17 protein-coding genes are annotated in these 17,065 nt (G+C 36.3%); 5 read left to right on the top strand and 12 right to left on the bottom strand.

Annotated elements, in window-relative coordinates:
- Positions 1-70 precede the first annotated feature (70 nt).
- Positions 71-1,720 (bottom strand): MutS-related protein, encoded by a 1,650-nt coding sequence (locus IGJ32_RS12825; protein WP_096709812.1) that lies wholly within the window; start codon positions 1,718-1,720, stop codon positions 71-73.
- Positions 1,721-1,971: 251 nt separating this feature from the next.
- Between IGJ32_RS12825 and IGJ32_RS12830 the strand changes: the two genes are divergently transcribed.
- On the top strand, positions 1,972-2,340 hold the full coding sequence (locus IGJ32_RS12830; RefSeq protein ID WP_010737245.1) for a hypothetical protein: 369 nt from the start codon (positions 1,972-1,974) through the stop codon (positions 2,338-2,340).
- A gap of 122 nt (positions 2,341-2,462) precedes the next feature.
- Here IGJ32_RS12830 and IGJ32_RS12835 read toward each other — a convergent pair whose 3' ends face one another.
- Positions 2,463-3,896: a 6-phospho-beta-glucosidase gene (locus IGJ32_RS12835; protein WP_342081971.1), complete on the bottom strand. Its 1,434-nt coding sequence runs from the start codon at positions 3,894-3,896 to the stop codon at positions 2,463-2,465.
- Between the two features lie 585 nt (positions 3,897-4,481).
- Here IGJ32_RS12835 and IGJ32_RS12840 point away from each other — a divergent pair.
- The 4 genes from IGJ32_RS12840 to IGJ32_RS12855 are packed head-to-tail and all read left to right on the top strand — an operon-like array spanning position 4,482 to position 7,825.
- A complete protein-coding gene (locus tag IGJ32_RS12840) occupies positions 4,482-5,366 on the top strand; it encodes an ABC transporter ATP-binding protein (RefSeq protein ID WP_373169216.1) in 885 nt (294 codons plus the stop codon).
- On the top strand, positions 5,363-6,115 hold the full coding sequence (locus tag IGJ32_RS12845) for an ABC transporter permease (RefSeq protein WP_063627659.1): 753 nt from the start codon (positions 5,363-5,365) through the stop codon (positions 6,113-6,115). The genes IGJ32_RS12840 and IGJ32_RS12845 overlap by 4 nt, the downstream gene beginning before the upstream one ends.
- On the top strand, positions 6,112-7,227 hold the full coding sequence (locus tag IGJ32_RS12850; protein WP_094940713.1) for a sensor histidine kinase: 1,116 nt from the start codon (positions 6,112-6,114) through the stop codon (positions 7,225-7,227). The genes IGJ32_RS12845 and IGJ32_RS12850 overlap by 4 nt, the downstream gene beginning before the upstream one ends.
- Positions 7,220-7,825, top strand: a complete 606-nt coding sequence (locus IGJ32_RS12855; RefSeq protein WP_010737241.1) for a response regulator transcription factor — start codon at positions 7,220-7,222, stop codon at positions 7,823-7,825. The genes IGJ32_RS12850 and IGJ32_RS12855 overlap by 8 nt, the downstream gene beginning before the upstream one ends.
- Positions 7,826-8,075: 250 nt before the next feature.
- On the opposite strand, the gene IGJ32_RS12860 is transcribed toward IGJ32_RS12855, so the two are convergent.
- From IGJ32_RS12860 to IGJ32_RS12905, 10 genes are all read right to left on the bottom strand, one after another.
- Positions 8,076-8,591 carry a YjbQ family protein gene (locus IGJ32_RS12860; RefSeq protein WP_034700170.1) on the bottom strand — a complete coding sequence of 172 codons (516 nt, stop codon included), beginning with the start codon at positions 8,589-8,591 and terminating at the stop codon, positions 8,076-8,078.
- Positions 8,588-9,283 (bottom strand): triose-phosphate isomerase, encoded by a 696-nt coding sequence (locus tag IGJ32_RS12865; RefSeq protein WP_342081973.1) that lies wholly within the window; start codon positions 9,281-9,283, stop codon positions 8,588-8,590. The genes IGJ32_RS12860 and IGJ32_RS12865 overlap by 4 nt, the downstream gene beginning before the upstream one ends.
- Positions 9,284-9,295: 12 nt before the next feature.
- Positions 9,296-10,123 (bottom strand): class II fructose-bisphosphate aldolase, encoded by an 828-nt coding sequence (locus IGJ32_RS12870; RefSeq protein ID WP_081128970.1) that lies wholly within the window; start codon positions 10,121-10,123, stop codon positions 9,296-9,298.
- 26 nt (positions 10,124-10,149) lie between these two features.
- On the bottom strand, positions 10,150-10,434 hold the full coding sequence (locus IGJ32_RS12875) for a PTS sugar transporter subunit IIB (RefSeq protein WP_010720673.1): 285 nt from the start codon (positions 10,432-10,434) through the stop codon (positions 10,150-10,152).
- A gap of 22 nt (positions 10,435-10,456) precedes the next feature.
- Entirely contained in the window at positions 10,457-11,803 is a 1,347-nt protein-coding gene (locus tag IGJ32_RS12880; RefSeq protein WP_342081975.1) for a PTS galactitol transporter subunit IIC, read from the bottom strand.
- Positions 11,804-11,826: 23 nt separating this feature from the next.
- Positions 11,827-12,288 (bottom strand): PTS sugar transporter subunit IIA, encoded by a 462-nt coding sequence (locus IGJ32_RS12885; protein ID WP_342081976.1) that lies wholly within the window; start codon positions 12,286-12,288, stop codon positions 11,827-11,829.
- Between the two features lies 1 nt (position 12,289).
- Positions 12,290-14,233, bottom strand: coding sequence for a BglG family transcription antiterminator (locus tag IGJ32_RS12890; RefSeq protein ID WP_342081977.1), 1,944 nt, complete (start codon positions 14,231-14,233; stop codon positions 12,290-12,292).
- A gap of 1,095 nt (positions 14,234-15,328) precedes the next feature.
- Positions 15,329-15,721: a 30S ribosomal protein S9 gene (gene rpsI / locus IGJ32_RS12895; RefSeq protein ID WP_002287505.1), complete on the bottom strand. Its 393-nt coding sequence runs from the start codon at positions 15,719-15,721 to the stop codon at positions 15,329-15,331.
- A 15-nt stretch (positions 15,722-15,736) separates the two neighbouring features.
- Complete coding sequence (gene rplM / locus IGJ32_RS12900) at positions 15,737-16,165, bottom strand: 50S ribosomal protein L13 (RefSeq protein WP_034686358.1); 429 nt, start codon at positions 16,163-16,165, stop codon at positions 15,737-15,739.
- Between the two features lie 304 nt (positions 16,166-16,469).
- Positions 16,470-16,937, bottom strand: coding sequence for a Dps family protein (locus tag IGJ32_RS12905; RefSeq protein WP_010720679.1), 468 nt, complete (start codon positions 16,935-16,937; stop codon positions 16,470-16,472).
- Positions 16,938-17,065 lie beyond the last annotated feature (128 nt).

Below are 17,065 nucleotides of genomic sequence, written 5' to 3' on the forward strand. Positions count from 1 at the left end.
TTCTTACTTTTTTGCTTTAAAATGAGTTTGCGACAGACCATTCAAGCCTGACATATTAAGTCCGTACGTTTTAGTCAAAAATCTCCCATTTTCGATGTTGATCAAAAAATGTTGCTGCTTCTTTTGCATCCGCAACTAGTTTTTCCGGATAATTTAAGACTTTCAATAATGCAATCGCATTTCTGGTTTTTGCTGGACCTTGCTTTAATTTAAAATCAAAACTGATTCCTTTTTCTGCTGTGACCTGTTCCTCAAAATGGACATTCTCACATTCATTTTTCAAGATCTCAGTCAATTCAATATCGTGAGTTGCCACAAAAGCTAGTGAAGGGTAATCTGCCAACCATCTTACTACTGCTGCAGAAGAAGCAATCCGTTCGATCGTATTGGTTCCCTTTAAAATCTCATCCACAAAACAATAACATCTTTCCCCTTTTTCCACTTGATCTAGTAGACGTTTAATCGATTTGATTTCTGAAACAAAATAACTATCTCCTGCAAACAAGTCATCTTCGATCGCCATAGAAGTCAGTACGTGACCGTGCTGCAAGGTGAATTTTTCTGCGAGGGCTGTTTGGATCGTCTGTGCTAAGATACAATTGATCGCAATACTTTTCACATAAGTAGATTTACCTGAAGCATTCGAGCCCGTCACTAAGATGTTTTGATGCCAATCTACCGGGTTCACTACCGCTTCTTTCAAGAGAGGATGATAGAGGTCTTCTGCCTCTACGCCATTATCCGTAAATTCTGGCTGACAGGTAATGGGCATGTAAGTACGATAGTTGAGAACCGCAGCCGCTACTTCCATTTCTCCCAATAATTCCCAAACCTTCATTGCTTCTTTCGTTTTTTTCTCTAACCTGCTAATAACAAAGTGATAAGAAATAAACGGCAACATGAACATCATATTGACATAATCAAATAAAATTTCTGCTTCCGACCCGCTCTTAACTCGAAAAGAAAAACCAAATTTAGGAATATCTTTTAACGGTTTAACATTTTGCCGTAATTCATCTTGAACCGGTGTAGCAATCTTTGCTACTTGATTCGCTGTTGATATCGTTGAGACTAGGTAACCCATACTATTAATCTCAGTTTCTAATGTCTGTTTCTTGACTTGATAATAAAGTGTGTTAAAAATCAAACTACCAATCGCTAGATAGATACCTAAGACTTGTCCAAATAATAATAAAATTAAACCAATGATCGGTAAGAGACCTAAAAAAGTATAAAAGCCGACATGTCCGATCTGTTTACTTTGGCCATCCGCTAAATATTGCTTCGTAAAATTACCATCTTTTTTCCCTAGTCGTGCAAATTGATATTGGATTTTTTCTCTTGTTTGAGGGTTTTCTTGGTAAAAAGCAATTAACTTTTCTAATCGCTGATCTTTTCCAAAGTTAAAGCTCCTCAGCCGTTGATATAAAGCTTCTGAACCAATACTAGAGTATGTCAGATTGATGCCTTCAAAAACTTCAAACATATCCAAATCGTACCACGTCAAGTCATCCACTTCACTTGACCATGAACGAAATTCTTTTTCTGTGAGCCATGCTTCCTTTAAACTTTTTTCTTTATCAAATCGAGGTTGATAAGGCACTCTTCCCCACTTCTGATGGACACTTTCTTTTAATTTTCGACGCGCATTGAAATCTAGAGCAATGAGCAAAACGATCACGCCACAAATCAATAGCACAATAAATGTTTTTTGATCCATACATTTTTCTCCTATTCTGTTTTCCATTGGATAAAGTATAGCATTGTTTGACCCCTTTTATGAGCTGAATAATGAAAGTTCAACATAAAATAGCTGTTTATTCATATTTATTCAATTTATTCACTTTGTAGCTATATGAAATGAAATTAAAAGAAAAAGCACACTTATTTCCACCAACTTAAAATAGCGCTTACAAAATAATTGTCGTATACTAGAGATAACGAATAGGTGAAACGAAAGGAAGAAAACAAATGGCTACTACTTCGATGAACAATCCTCAAAAACATGCGGAACAAAAAATGAAAACTATTGTCATTTTTGATCTGTCTTTTAATTTTATTTCTACCAATGGTAGTTTGCAAACCCAGTTCTTAGAAATGAAATTAGCGAAGTTTTTAAGAGAAAAAAATCAATCTTGGGCTCTTAAAATATATGAAGCAAGTCAGATAGACGAACACGCCTCGGAAGCAGATATTATTTTACTAACCCCAACGTTTGCCTATGCCAAAGAAGAAATTGAAAAGAAATTCCCTCAGATACCAGTGATAGCTATTTCTAAAGCAGAGTACGGAACAATGGATCTGGATCACTTATGGGAAAAAATAAAAACGGTTCTATAAATAAGGTTGGTCAACTTGCATAAACTTTTTACTCTCTTTCAATTTAATACAAATAAATAGTAAATCAGCTGATTTGAAAACAACCAGCTGATTTTTTGTGGTCTATTTACATGTTTGCTCGTCTAAAGCTCTGTTCCATTAGAGGTTGTTACCCGCTTATACCAATCATAGGAGTCTTTTTTATACCTTTCTAGCGTACCAGAACCATCATTGTTCCGATCAACATAGATAAAACCGTAACGCTTTTTCATCTCCCCTGTTGTAAATGACACGCAATCAATACAACCCCACGGCGTGTAACCCAAAAGCACGACACCATCTTCATTGATCGCCTTTTCCATCTCTTGGATATGACTACGTAAATATTCGATACGGTAAGGATCATGAATCGTGTGATCCGCCTCCAGAACATCAATGGCACCAAACCCATTTTCAACAATAAATAATGGGAGTTCATAACGCTCATAAAAAGCATTCAATGAATAACGGAGACCTTCTGGATCGATCGCCCACCCCCAGTCAGATTCCTTAATAAATGGATTCGTTACGGAGTACGTACTTCCACCACTAACATTCGTTGAAACATCTTGATGGACTTGCGAATCGACCGTATTACTCATGTAGTATGAAAAACCGATATAATCCACTGTACCTTCAGCGAGTGCTTGTCGATCTGCTTCTGTTATATCGATCTGGTACCCTTTACGCTCAAACATTTTAAGGGCATAATTTGGATAGTGTCCACGAACTTGTACATCACAGAAAAACCAACGATCATGCATCATCTGTTGCGCTAAGATTTGATCCGCTGGTCGAGAAGAAAACGGATAAATAGGCACCATCGCAATCATATTCCCAATCTCGAAATCTGGATTAATTGATTTCCCTAGTTTAACCGCCTTAGCAGAAGCAACTAACGTATGATGGCCACAAATGTACATCGCCTCCTCTGGATTTTCATAATCGCCAAAATGAACACCTGAGTTGGTCCAACCAAAAATATCATTTGAATAGTTCATTTGGTTGTTGATCTCGTTGAATGTCATCCAGTATTTCACCTTATTTTGATAGCGCTCAAATACCACTTCTGCAAACTTAAGAAAGAAATCGATCGTTTGACGATTCATAAATCCACCATATTCTTTGGCAATATGATAGGGCATTTCAAAATGGGACAATGTAATAACCGGTTCGATCCCATATTTCAACAGCTCGTCAAAGACATCGTCATAAAATTGAAGACCTTCTTCATTAGGTTCCAGCTCATCTCCATTTGGAAAAATACGTGACCAAGCAATCGATGTACGAAAACATTTGAACCCAAGATCAGCAAACAGTGCAATATCTTCTTTATAGCGATGGTAAAAATCAATCCCTACATGATTGGGATAATAATTAACTTCCACAACTCCATCCGTGATCACTCGAGGTACACCATGTGAGCCAGCTGTCATCACGTCAGCCACCGAAAGCCCTTTTGACGTTCCAATTACACCACCTTCAAATTGATGGGCTGCTAATGCACCGCCCCATAAAAAATTCTCTGGAAAAGCCATCCTATCCGCTCCTTTTTCATCTCAAATTTATGTTCAATTGCTTTAGTAAACGAAGTTAGAACACTACCAAATGCACACTTGTCAGGAAAAACTTTAGTGATAAGCGCACCAGGCATCATTTTCCAATCAATGATATCAACGAAAGTATACTCCAATCACCTAAGTATCTTTCTTGAATCAAAAATATAAACGCTTTCAATTGGTTATAAGAGGAAAATGAATGAAACATGTTCGTCATTTATTATACCGTAGAACGTCTGATAAAAGTAATTTACGTGCCCCCTGAATCACAAATTTCCAAAAAAAATCAGTTGATTTCCAAGTAACAAAAGGTCTCCCTCACATCAAAATTAGCGAAATTTAATAGTAGATATAAGTGAAAAGAGTTTCCATAATGAAAAATCAACAAGGTAGTTTAGCTTTTCTCCACTTCTTAATTAATAATAACAACTTTTTGACTATTCAATCAGCAGTCTACATTTCTGTGTTCTTTAGACATGACAATTGTCATGTCCAACTGATGACATCCATGACTGTTTTACAACTCAAAAAATAGTTAAGATAACATCAGCAGGAGGAAAGAATATGAATCCAATAATCGATGTACAAAACTTATCGAAGGTGTATAACAGGACAACCGTTTTAGATAATATCTCATTTCAGATTGCACCCGGAGAGACTGTCGCACTATTAGGAGAAAATGGTGCAGGAAAATCCACTCTGATCAATCTACTTAACCAATTGATTCAACCAAATTCAGGGACTACTTATGTGATGGGAACCCAAGATATCAGGAAAGTCCGTGACAAAGTCGGTGTAATGTTGCAACAAAACTTATCACTCGAACGAGTCACCGTCAAAGAGTGTTTAAATCTTGCTCGTAGTTACTATCACAACCCATTATCTTATGAAGCCTTGATTCGCTTAGCCAACTTAAAAGAAAAAGAGAAGTGTTACTTAGATCAATTGTCTGGCGGACAAAAACGTCGGTTGACTTTTGCAACAACTATGGCAGGAAACCCTCAACTAATTTTTTTAGATGAGCCGACTGCTGGAATGGATAGTAATAGTCGACAATCATTCTGGGAAAGTATTGACCGTTTGAAGCAAAATGGAAAGACTTTTTTTATCACTAACCATTATCTGGAGGAACTAGATCAGATTGCAGATCGAATCCTTATTTTAAAAGATACTAGGTTAGTATACGATGGTACCTTGAAATCATTGCGGAAAAAAAGTGGTCATATAACCATCCAATTTACCACTCCATTACCAAAAGAAACATTCACATCTATTTCAGCTGTTAAAGAATGTTTAAAAACTAATCAGCATATTCAATTAATAACTGATGAGCCAAACGTAGTGATGGAAGCTTTAATTCCTTATCTTAATCAATTAGACGAATTAGCCATTCAGCAAAATTCGTTGGCTTCTTTATTTCAAAAAGTAATTGGAGGTAGCAGTAAATGAAAAAATTCTTGTTTCAAGTTCAAATCAACTATAAACGCATCGTATTCCGTAACTTGCGCTTCCTCTTATTCAGTATCGCCATGCCAACAGGCTTTTACCTTATATTTACTCAGGTAATAACACAACCAGTAGCTTCGAAAACATGGAATATCGCTTATATGATTAGTATGATTGTGTATAGCTCATTGATTAGTTCTGTTATGACAGTCGCACATACTCTGTTAGAAGATCATACTAGAAAGTTCGATTTATTTGTAGCACTACGTCCAGGTTCAAAATCACAATATTATCTATCGATGTTAATCGTCTTTCTATCGTTAAATATACTTTCGGTTTTGGCACTAATAATGACTGGAATTTTAGTAAATCAGCTAACAATTAATTGGTTTCATTTAATAGGTCTTTTATTCCTCGTTCCATTGTTATCATTCCCACTTATATTGATTGGAATGATCATCTCTCTATTAGGTTCAGATAATGTAGTAAATTTGCTTAGTAATCTCATCGTTTTTCCCATGGCAATTTTAAGCGGACTATGGTGGCCACTTAGCATAATGCCCCCATGGGTACAAAAGGTTGGACACTGGCTACCAACTTATCAAACAGCTGTAATTTTAAGAAGATTTATCAATTATCAACGTTTTAATTTTGTTAGTTTTGGGGTACTCTTAGTTTGGACGATCATTTTATTCGTACTGTTCAAAGTAGTCGTCTTTTTTCAAAGTAAAAGTGAGGTTTCTACCATATGAGTTTTTTCGAAAAGCACATATTTTTCCCAAAACGATTCGGCATTGCACCTTATTTCTGGTTAGTATTTTTAATACCGACGATCTATTCATTGTTCCCCCTTACTTCTTGGTTTGACTGGTTATTTATATTACTTTTAGTTATTTTTTTAAAAGCTTACCGAGATGGCTATGAAGTTCATAAATTTTTAACATGGGACGTTTTCCTTCAATTATTGATTGCCTGCTTATTTGGTATCTTTCAAAAAAATGGATATCTCTTTATTTTCGTTGCCTGGGAGATTGGCTCCCTGCCAGTAACCAAACGTTTATTCTATCATTATTTGACTGGTTATTATGTAAGCGTCATGATTAGTCTTGGCGCTATGTTGTGGACCACTCGTTTCACCCATTCATCCAGTTACATTAATGTAGGTATCACTATCATAGCTGCTATTATTACACCACTAGCAGCTAAGTCGGTAGGGGAATCTTATCGGCGGATCTATCGCCTCAACCAACAAAATAAACGTTTAGAAGCAGTTGTGCGCCAAAATGAACGAGATCGTATTGCTCGTGATCTCCATGATCATTTAGGCCAAGCGTTTTCCATCATTTCATTAAAGGCTGAATTAGCGGAGAAATTAATAGCAATTGATTCACGCCAAGCAACCAATGAATTACATGATATTGCTGAGACTTCCCGAAAAAACTTATCATTAGTTCGTGGGATCGTTTCAAATTTACAAGAGCGAACAATTGCCCAAACGATGCTAGAAGAAGAAAAAAATTTAGTCCTTACCAATATTCAGCTTCATTCTGTAGGAGAGGAACTAGCCGAAAAATGGCCGACGAACATTCAACATACAGTATCCGCAGTTATTAAAGAAGCCATCACAAATATGATTCGTCACAGCAAAGCTAGTATTGCGATGATTGATTTTACCGAGAATATAGACACCTATTTTATTACCATTCAAGATAATGGACAAGGATTCACTCAACTAAAATCAACCGGCTATGGAATCAGCGGAATGAAAGAACGGATTCAAACTGAAAAAGGACAGTTGACGATCACTGGAACACAAGGAGTAAAGATTGTCATTTCGTTGCCTAAGGAGAATGAGCATGATTAAATTGTATTTGGCAGAGGATCAACAATTATTGAACACTGCATTAACGATGATTTTGAATCTTGAAACAGATTTTGAAGTTATTGGTTCTGCAACAGATGGTGATACGGCATTATCTGACATCATCAAATTGAAACCAAATATCGTTTTATTAGACATTGAAATGCCTAAATTGACTGGCTTGGAAATTGCTAAGCAACTTCGTTTATTGAAACAGGATGTGAAAATTATGGTTCTGACTACCTTTGCGCAAGAACACTATTTTCAGCAAGCTTTACAGAACAATGTCAACGGTTATATGCTAAAAGATAGTCCCAGTGAAGAACTTATTCGTTCGATCCGCTCAATCATGGCGGGTGATACGATTTTTTCACCTGAATTGGTTATTCAATCATTCATAACTCAAAAAAATCCTTTAACCCCAAGAGAGCTTGAAATTTTAACGTTGCTGAAAACCGGCATCAGCACCCAACAAATTGCCCAAACTCTATTTTTGAGTGAGGGAACTGTACGTAATTACATCTCTGCTATTCTAAGCAAAACAGCATCACGTTCACGAATTGAAGCGATAAATTTTGCAATAAAGCAAGGATGGATTTAAATAACAATAAATTAAGATCACTGAGAAGAACGCCTTAAGCAAGGTCTTCCCAATGATCTTATTTACCGATCAGATAACTGGCTATACTTTTTCTAAACTAAATAGTTTTTGTTTCCCTATAGTATTCTCTATGATGAATTTTAGTAGTTTAACCAAAAAAATGGAATGAACTAACTATTATCTTTCGTATTAATTTTTATAGGTGTGATCATTCAATTAGTTTCCCAAATGTTTGTTTCTTATTACTTTTCTATTCACCCATTACTAAAATATGGCATTTTCGATTTCTAACACGGTTTTGATCAAAATCAATGAAATAAATCGAGCCGACAGCTCCTGTCATTAATGTTTCCTCTTTGACAATGAAATTTTCACTTGCTCCGAAGAATGATGCTCGGATATGTGCATCTCCATTTAAAATCGTTCCAGCATCACCAGCATAGTCTGGATCATCTAAGGACAGCAAGAAATCAAGATGCTTCGGACCAGGATAACGATAATCGGTATTTTCCGTTAATTCTCGAGGAATGATCCGATCAAGAATCCGATTTAAATCAACCTGTAAAAATTCATCCCCATTAAAATCCAAATCGTGCATGAATTCCTCAAAAATAACTGAACAAGTAGTATGTGGCGACTGAACAAGACAAATGCCATTTTTTATCCCACTTTTTGCCACAATTTCTTTTACTTGTTCGGTAATATTATGATACGTCACTCGCTGTCCATTTGAAGTCAAAACAAGTTGCTCAGTATAAGTTATCATTTTGTCGATTGCTCCTTTTTCCATTTACTTACTTCTTCAATCATCGCTTTCAATGTGTCCACAGGATCTTTGGCACAAACAATCCCGCTGGTTCCACCCGTTGCATCAGCCCCCGAATCAAGTGCTTTGCGAACATCTGCTACCGTTGAAATCCCTGCTGCCTGCAGAACAAAAATTTCAGGATCCATCTTGCGTACAGCTTCATTGGTTTGAATCATATAAGAAATGTCACTTGCTTGACCTGTGCCTATTAATTCCGTAGGCTCACAAACCATTACATCCGGCTTCAATGAAGCTACGAGCTTCGCCTCTTCTAAAGAATTCGCACAGACAATAGTCAATAGACCAAGTTCCTTTGCTCGCTTGACGGCATCACACAGCTCACTAACCGATAAAGGACGTTCTGCATGATTCAGGAAGGTCGCTTCTGCTCCAGCCGCTGCAACGCCTTCGGGTAAAACGTGTCCCATCCCTCTACCAGGGACTATCCCATCGATATGTTGAACACTCACAATCAACTGCGTTGTCTCTTCCTTAATTAGCCGAACATCAACATGTTGACAAGTAAAAATGATATCAATGTCGTATGCAGCAGCTAATTGATCCGCTGTTTTTGCTAGTTCCAATGCCTGTTCACCATACAAATAAGATTTAGGATTAACCACAAAAAATGGTTTTCTTACTGTTCTCATGAGAACCCTCCTCTATTTTGTTGCAAATACTTCGTAATAATGCGATAACGTATCCGCAATCGCTTGGTTCGCTAATCGTTTAAGTGTAAAATAATCCTCAGGTTTTTCTTCGTTAATTACATCCATTGCTGCTGTGATAAAATCAGTAAAGATATTAATTTTATTGATCCCTGAAACAGCACATTTGTGGAGATTTTCATCACCAGATGATGAGCCCCCATGCAACACTAATGGAATTGAAACTTCATTTTTAATTTCTTCCAACCGCTCAAAGCTGATTTTCGGTGTTCCTTTGTATTGCCCATGAGCCGTACCTATCGAAACTGCCAATGAATCGACGCCGGTTTCTTTCGCAAAACGTGCTGCTTCTTCCACTTCGGTATAAATGGTGTCCGTGGTTTCCTTAAATTCATAACTATTTCCCGTTCCCACGTGTCCAATCTCAGCCTCTACCACAACGCCTCTTTCATGAGCATATTCCGCAACTGCTTTTGAACGACGAATATTTGTTTCAATCTCATCCTGCGAAGCATCTATCATCACAGAAGTGAACCCAAGCTCGATTGCTTGCTTGATGATTTCCTCATCTTGTCCATGATCCAAATGAAGTGCTACTGGAACACTTGCTTTTTTGGCTAAATATGTTGCAATTAACGCTGCCTCTTCAAGAGGACATTCTTCGATATGCGCTTGTGCAAAGGCTAAAATTAATGGCTTTTGCATTTTTTCTGCAACCTCTACAAAGGTTCTTGCAGAATCTAAATCAAAAAAGTTCGCTGCCGGAATCGCATAGTTTTCTTTTTGTGCTTTTTCAAACATCTCTTTCGTTGTAACTAACATTTGATTACCTTCTTTTCAAGTATTTTTTAGGCTTTAATCTTCGCTTCAATTTCGTCAAACAACCCATCAATGCCAATTCCGGTTAATAAAGGAAGCCCCATAATTACTTTATCTTTAATGTTGTCAGGAACCACGGTCGTACTGACCACAATATCGTAGTCATCAATTTTACCAATCTCATCAGCAACTTTTGATTGATATAGTTTCACTTCATTTTCGAGTCCTTTTGATTTCAACCATTCTTTTACTTTTCCTGTTACCACTGTTGAAGTAGCCACACCTGTTCCGCACATAATTAATAATTTTTTCATCTGTCATCTCTCCTATTTTGTATTAAGTTTCAGTTTGTTTAGCTGCTCTTTTAGGTAAAATGCGATTCACGTAGAATAGTAAACCTGTAATAATCAGACCAATTCCGACTAGGGCAAAGTAACCAAATAGTTTTGCACCACCCACGTATAGAAGTGTTGTCCACAGTCCACCTTCTGCCATCGCAGTTACTGATGAATGTCCTTGTAAATCAAAGTTTGCCGCTTGTGCTGCTTTTGTTAAAAATGGTGCCACCCATGAAGTGATGTATAAAATGGTGACCATGTAGATCGTCCCACCTAAGATTGTTCGAATAATGTTTCCACCAAAGACAGCCGCCATCAAACAAACTAAGAATGGAATAGTTGCCAAATCACCGAAAGGCAAGGTTGTGTTCCCTGGTAAAATCACTGCTAATAAAATCGTGATTGGGACTAAGATTAACGAAGAAGACAACACAGCTGGGTGCCCTACTGACAATGCGGCATCCATCCCGATATATAATTCTCTTCCTGGGAAACGTTTTTGAACAAATGAATTTGCTGATTCTGAAATAGGTGTTAAGCCTTCCATTAAAAGTGCCACCATTTTAGGCATTAAGACCATTACAGCACCAGTTTTCACCGCTAATTGTCCAATTCCCGCAACATCATAGCCAGCTAAAATCCCCATAACCAAACCAATTAAAAAGCCCATGACTGTTGAATCACCAAAGATGCCAAACCGTTTTTGAATCGTTTCTGGATCTGCATGCCAATCTTTCAATCCTGGAATCCTATCGAATAACCAATTTAAAGGTAAGGCAAAAACAAACCCGGGTGCTGCTGTTCCGTGTGGGAAGGTAATATTTGGAAATCCATAGAATTTATTGATGATTGGTCCTAAAATATCGCCAAACAATAAAATCATCATTGTATAAATAACCGTTGCCAACATGCCCATTGCAAAGTCATTCGTTACTGCGTAGACAAGTGAAGCAACAAATGCTGCATGCCAGATATTCCAAATATCAACATTCAGTGTTTTTGTTAAGCCAACAATAATTAATAACACATTGACTACGATAGCTACTGGAATCGCCAAACTACCTAAAACGGTTCCATAAGAAATCGCAGCTGCTGCCGGCCAACCAACGTCAATGGTTGTTAAGTTTAGTCCAAAACGTTCAACCATCGCTTGTGCTGCTGGTCCTAAGCTATTGGTCAATAAATCGATAACTAAATTCAACCCGACAAATCCAACACCAACCGTTAATGCTGAAATAAAAGCCTTACTTGGTTTCGTTCCTAAAATCAAACCAAAAACAAAAATTAAGATTGGCAATACAACGATTGATCCGAGATCAACAAATTTTTGTAATAAATCTAACATAATGCTCCCCCTCAAAATGGTTATTAAACGAATCCTTCTTTTTCAATAATTTGATAATACTCCTCTGTATTATTTACAGCTTGAAGTTTTTGAACCACCTCTTTTTTTTGAAACATCGTAATTAACTTCTGTAACATTTCTAACTGTGCATGTGGTTCTTTCAACGCTAACATGAAGATCAAGCTGACTGAAATTTCCTTATCTGCAGTTCCCATTTCATAAAAAGTTACTGGTGTTTTCAATGACATAAATGCAATTTGAGAATCATTCACGTGTTCTGCATCCGTATGTGGTATAGCAATCCCAACATCATTGATTAATAAGCCAGTAGGAAACACTTCTTCTCTTTTCAGTACATTCTCTGCAAACGAATCCTTCACTAAACCTGTTTGATATAGACAAGTTGCAATAATTGATAAAGCTTCCTTCTGACTCTTTACCTCAGATTGAAATAATGCAATTTTCTTTCCAAAATAACTCGTCATCTTACTTCCTCTTTCCTATAATTTCGTTAATAATCTCATTCCTTGTTTCTTTACTTGCAATACTTTTTATTCTCTCAGGTGAGACAAAGACATCGTAAAGTAGTGCAATCATATTTTTCACTTGAATCATATCTTCTTCTGCAATCGCTAAGAATAAAACAACCCTTATATCCACATCTCCCCAAGTAATTTTGTTTTTTAGAGTGATAATAGAAATTTTTGTTTTGACTACATATTTAGGATTTGCATGTGGGATGGCTACGCCTGATGAAAGTCCGGTAGCTCCTAGTTTTTCTCTTTGAAGTACAACCTCAAGAAAATTATCCTTTACTAATTGTTCTTCTTTATATTTCTCAGTGATGAAAGAAAGTACAGATTCTCTACTATCAAAATCTTGATTCAAGAACATCCAACCATCCTTCAAATATTTCTTTAAAATCGTTTTATCCGGTGCAATGGATGGTAAAAATGTATTGTCTTGTTGATTCAAGGTAAGAAGATGACGATTAATCAATGCAATTTCTTCTTTCGTTGGTAATGGTCGAACATAAATAATCGGCGTTTGATACTCATTTTCCAATTTGACTGTTGAAATAATCAAATCGACACTATCTAAGTTGTAAGCCTGCAACTTTTGAACATCAATCACTTCATAGACTACGGTGCTAGGAGAACTATGACGAATACGCTGAAATAATAATTGCGAAGTTCCCAACCCCGTTGGACAAATAAGAAAAACATGCTTCGTATTCACAATTTTTTCAAAAGCTAACTGAAAATGAATAGTCAAAAAAGTAATTTCATCATCCGTTACTCTGATTCCCATTGCTTTTTCCAATTTTGGAATACAGTAAGTTGTTAGCGTATACATTGTGCTGTATTGTCGAATGATATCCTCTTTTAAAGGATTTTTAATGGTAATCCCCATTTGCAACCGATAAACCATTGGCTCAATATGGGCAAATAGAGATTGAAGCAGCTGACTATCTTGCTCCAAATCCTTCTCAACCAGTGTCGACATATCTTGAATGAATTGTTTGGTGGTCTCCATGATTTGTTGACTATGGGTTGCCAGATTCACAAACGGTCTCACTCCATGTCCCATAAACAACGAACAAATAAAGTAAAGATCATTTATCGTAAAGGAACAATTCAATTCATCTTTGACCCCATTTGAAAAATCTAGTGCCACCATATATAATTCCATTTTCTTTATTTCGACAAACAAAGGATTTTTATTTGTTTGTGAATGGTAGCCATGCTTTACTCGACCAATCAAAGTTAACAACGAAAGTTTGAGTGAATGGACAATATAATTTGTTGGTTGCTGCTTAGACTGTTGGTAAAAATTTTTTACAAAATCATCCACAAACTGAACCATCGCTTGATCAAAAACAAAGTGATATTGACACTTTTCATTCCCTACACCGATGTTTTTTTCAAAATAATTGACAAATGTCCGCTGGATCAACTCTTCAGGTGTTTTTTGTGTGTCTATTACATGATTTGAAGTAATCCTAATCCCAGCTAACCGACAATATTTGATGATTTCCTCATAGTCCTTACGTAAAGTTGCAATACTGACAAAAAACTTTTTTTCAAAATACTCATATCTTTTTTTATCCGTTTTAAAAATTAGATTGGCGAATAAGTACACTCTCCGATAATTTGAACTATACTTTACCTCTGTTGACATAGCTTCTTTACTAGTGATAAATATTTTGGCATCATTTTTTTTAGTTGATGTTCCAATTAGGTAAATCCCAATGCGAGGTTTTTTTTCAATTTTTAACTCAAAACGATTCAAGAACTGTCCAAGCTTCTGAATATCTTGATAAATTGTTTTATTCGAAACATTGAGTTTTTCACTAAAGAAACTTGCTGGTTGAAAATTCTCCTCCTCTAAAAGTAATTCAATTAACTGACTCTCGCGCTTTGATAACATCCATCATCACCTCAGAAAACGTTTTCCTTGTCTATATCATAGAGTTTTTCTCCCTAAAGATAAATACGTAATCTGTTCCACTTTAATGTGGAACAGATTATTATGACCCTATACTTTTTGATGTCAGTAAAACTCACGACAACTTTTTTATGATTCAAAATGAAAAAAGACACCTTCCAAAAATGGAAAGTGCCTTGAAACGATACAATGGACTGGTACCCGATTTCTCTCAAAATCTCCGTCCCATACTGTATTCGTAAGCGAATAAATTCGCAACGACTCCAGCAATTAACGTTTTGAGAACTGTGAAGCTTTAACCTGGTTCTGTGACAAAGATTTTGAAGACGTTGTGAAACCCTATAACAGCAATAGATTGAGCAACTTTTTAACAGGTACGGTTTTAATGGATTTCATCACAATTTAAGACTTTCATACATATAGATGTACCAAAAAATATGTTTAAATTAGAATAAGACTACTTCAATAACAATTCCTTCTACATAAACTTTAAGTTCACTTCCTATAATTTCTCACTGGTTAGATGAGAAAGACAATGACTAATAGCAAGTTGCTTCTAACCCACACATTCGAAGTCGCAACGATTGTAAAAGAAAACCACTCTATTCGCCGTAGAGTGGTTTTTGTGTTCCATTGGTAAAAATTAATATCGCTTCGCACCATCATCATATCAAGAATAATCCAAAAAATCAAATTGTCCTTACTAACTTATTTATTTTATATACTCTTCTGATTTTCTTCAGTGGTTAGATAATTTGTAAAATAATTAAACACTATTTATTGCACTGATAATATTCATTTTATTAAATAGATACTTTAAAAATACTATCTGCGTATACACTTATAGAAGCAAGTAATTACATCTATCATTACTTATATACTCCAAACATTCCTAAGATAACTACTAAATTATCAATCTATCCACTTATGAAAAATTTGAACAATGATTAGCAGAAGTAAAAAACGGAAAATGAATGGCAGGTTTAAAAAAATCATACCCATTTCTATACCTAAAAGTACAAAAAAGACACTCTCCAAAATTTGGAAAGTGTCTGAAACGTTGATATAATAGTAGTCTTAACGTTTTGAGAACTGTGAAGCTTTACGAGCTTTCTTAAGACCTGGTTTTTTACGTTCAACCATACGTGCGTCACGAGTAAGTAAGCCAGCACGTTTAAGAGCTAGACGGAAGTCAGGATCAACTTCTAGCAATGCACGAGCGATACCATGACGGATAGCTCCTGATTGTCCAGCGTAGCCTCCGCCGTTTACGTTAACAAATACGTCATAAGCGCCTTTTGTTTCAGTAACAGCGAAAGGTTGATTGATTACTTCACGCAAGTCAGCATGTGGAATGTATTCTTCAACATCTTTTTTGTTTACAGTAATTTTACCAGTTCCTGGTACTAAACGTACACGAGCAACTGCATTTTTACGACGGCCTGTGCCGATATATTGAACTTGTGCCAATGAAATTCCCTCCTATTAGATTAAGTTTGTAATGTCTAAAACTTCTGGTTGTTGTGCTGCATGTGGATGCTCAGCTCCAGCGTATACATTCAATTTTGTAAATTGTTTGCGGCCTAAAGTATTTTTAGGAAGCATTCCTTTTACAGAAGTTTCGATCAAACGACGAGAATTTTTAGCACGCAATTCACCAGCAGTGATTGATTTCAATCCTCCTGGGTAGTTGCTGTGACGGTAATAAATTTTATCAGTCGCTTTTTTACCTGTTAATTTCACTTTATCTGCATTGATTACGATGACGAAATCGCCAGTGTCCAAATGAGGTGTGAAAGTTGGTTTATTTTTACCACGTAGTACAGATGCAACAACTGTTGAAAGACGTCCCAATGGAACATCAGTTGCGTCTACTACATACCATTTACGTTCTACTTCGCCTGGTTTGGCCATATATGTTGTACGCACGTTAGTTTCCTCCAATTTAAGTTCTGATGTTTGACATACACTTCGAGTTTCCGGGGCTCTTTGTGGGGCAAACAATACCATTTAACATATTACCTGCTAATCCCCTTAATGTCAACGTTTTTTCTTAGCAATCCAAAACTTTCGTTTTTATTGCCCGTATCCTTGTGATGCACTCATTCTTTTTTAGAACGAAGAACGTTTCTTTCTCTTCTAAAATAAAAACTGCAAGGAAAATAACTTCCCTCGCAGTTTTTCTACTATTATATAATATCATCAGCTGATGATCATTTTACGCATCGATTTCTGGAGCTTTTCCTAAATGAGCTTGAATCATCCAGATTCGTTTTTCAGTCGCTGTTTTAAATTCGATAAAAATATCTTGTGTTGGGTCGTCGCCTTCCTCGCCAGCTACTTCAATTCCTTTTTGGTAAAGGTCTGCCAAATAGCGGTAGCCTTTCACAAGAATTTCCAAGCGTTCTGGAATAGTCCGATCCCAATTGCCTACTTCGTCAGGAATATTGGTGTTGTCTGCAAATTCACGTAAGGTTGAATAAGGAGAACCATCTAGTGTGATCAAACGCTCTGAGATTTCATCTAATTGTTCATTCAAGTCATCCATAAATTCATCCATCATTGGGTGCAATGTCAAGAAACCTGGTCCACGCATATACCAATGTGTTTGGTGAACAACAACAGACATTTGACTCAAGTCTGCAACTAATTGATTTAATACTTCTTTTGTTTGTGGAAATTTCATTTTCTTTTCTCCTCCTAACTTTTGTCTACAATAAAAGCATAGTAAACTTTGAGACAAAAGTACAATAAAACCAATTAGTTGAGAACGATTTTCATCCTATCATTTCTTAAAAGACTTTCTATTGCTTT

Origin of the sequence: Enterococcus sp. DIV1639a (genome assembly GCF_050530445.1) — a bacterium.
In the GTDB taxonomy this organism is placed as follows: domain Bacteria; phylum Bacillota; class Bacilli; order Lactobacillales; family Enterococcaceae; genus Enterococcus_B; species Enterococcus_B hirae.

Bases quoted from the DNA above. Each gene is read 5' to 3' on its own strand.
- IGJ32_RS12905 (WP_010720679.1), bottom strand. From the start codon at position 16,937: ATGAAATTTCCACAAACAAAAGAAGTATTAAATCAATTAGTTGCAGAC.
- IGJ32_RS12845 (WP_063627659.1), top strand. From the start codon at position 5,363: ATGAAAAAATTCTTGTTTCAAGTTCAAATCAACTATAAACGCATCGTA.
- IGJ32_RS12885 (WP_342081976.1), bottom strand. From the start codon at position 12,288: ATGACGAGTTATTTTGGAAAGAAAATTGCATTATTTCAATCTGAGGTA.
- IGJ32_RS12850 (WP_094940713.1), top strand. From the start codon at position 6,112: ATGAGTTTTTTCGAAAAGCACATATTTTTCCCAAAACGATTCGGCATT.
- IGJ32_RS12835 (WP_342081971.1), bottom strand. From the start codon at position 3,896: ATGGCTTTTCCAGAGAATTTTTTATGGGGCGGTGCATTAGCAGCCCAT.
- IGJ32_RS12880 (WP_342081975.1), bottom strand. From the start codon at position 11,803: ATGTTAGATTTATTACAAAAATTTGTTGATCTCGGATCAATCGTTGTA.
- IGJ32_RS12830 (WP_010737245.1), top strand. From the start codon at position 1,972: ATGGCTACTACTTCGATGAACAATCCTCAAAAACATGCGGAACAAAAA.
- rplM (WP_034686358.1), bottom strand. From the start codon at position 16,165: ATGGCCAAACCAGGCGAAGTAGAACGTAAATGGTATGTAGTAGACGCA.
- IGJ32_RS12840 (WP_373169216.1), top strand. From the start codon at position 4,482: ATGAATCCAATAATCGATGTACAAAACTTATCGAAGGTGTATAACAGG.
- IGJ32_RS12870 (WP_081128970.1), bottom strand. From the start codon at position 10,123: ATGTTAGTTACAACGAAAGAGATGTTTGAAAAAGCACAAAAAGAAAAC.
- IGJ32_RS12825 (WP_096709812.1), bottom strand. From the start codon at position 1,720: ATGGATCAAAAAACATTTATTGTGCTATTGATTTGTGGCGTGATCGTT.
- IGJ32_RS12890 (WP_342081977.1), bottom strand. From the start codon at position 14,233: ATGTTATCAAAGCGCGAGAGTCAGTTAATTGAATTACTTTTAGAGGAG.
- IGJ32_RS12865 (WP_342081973.1), bottom strand. From the start codon at position 9,283: ATGAGAACAGTAAGAAAACCATTTTTTGTGGTTAATCCTAAATCTTAT.
- IGJ32_RS12875 (WP_010720673.1), bottom strand. From the start codon at position 10,434: ATGAAAAAATTATTAATTATGTGCGGAACAGGTGTGGCTACTTCAACA.
- IGJ32_RS12855 (WP_010737241.1), top strand. From the start codon at position 7,220: ATGATTAAATTGTATTTGGCAGAGGATCAACAATTATTGAACACTGCA.
- IGJ32_RS12860 (WP_034700170.1), bottom strand. From the start codon at position 8,591: ATGATAACTTATACTGAGCAACTTGTTTTGACTTCAAATGGACAGCGA.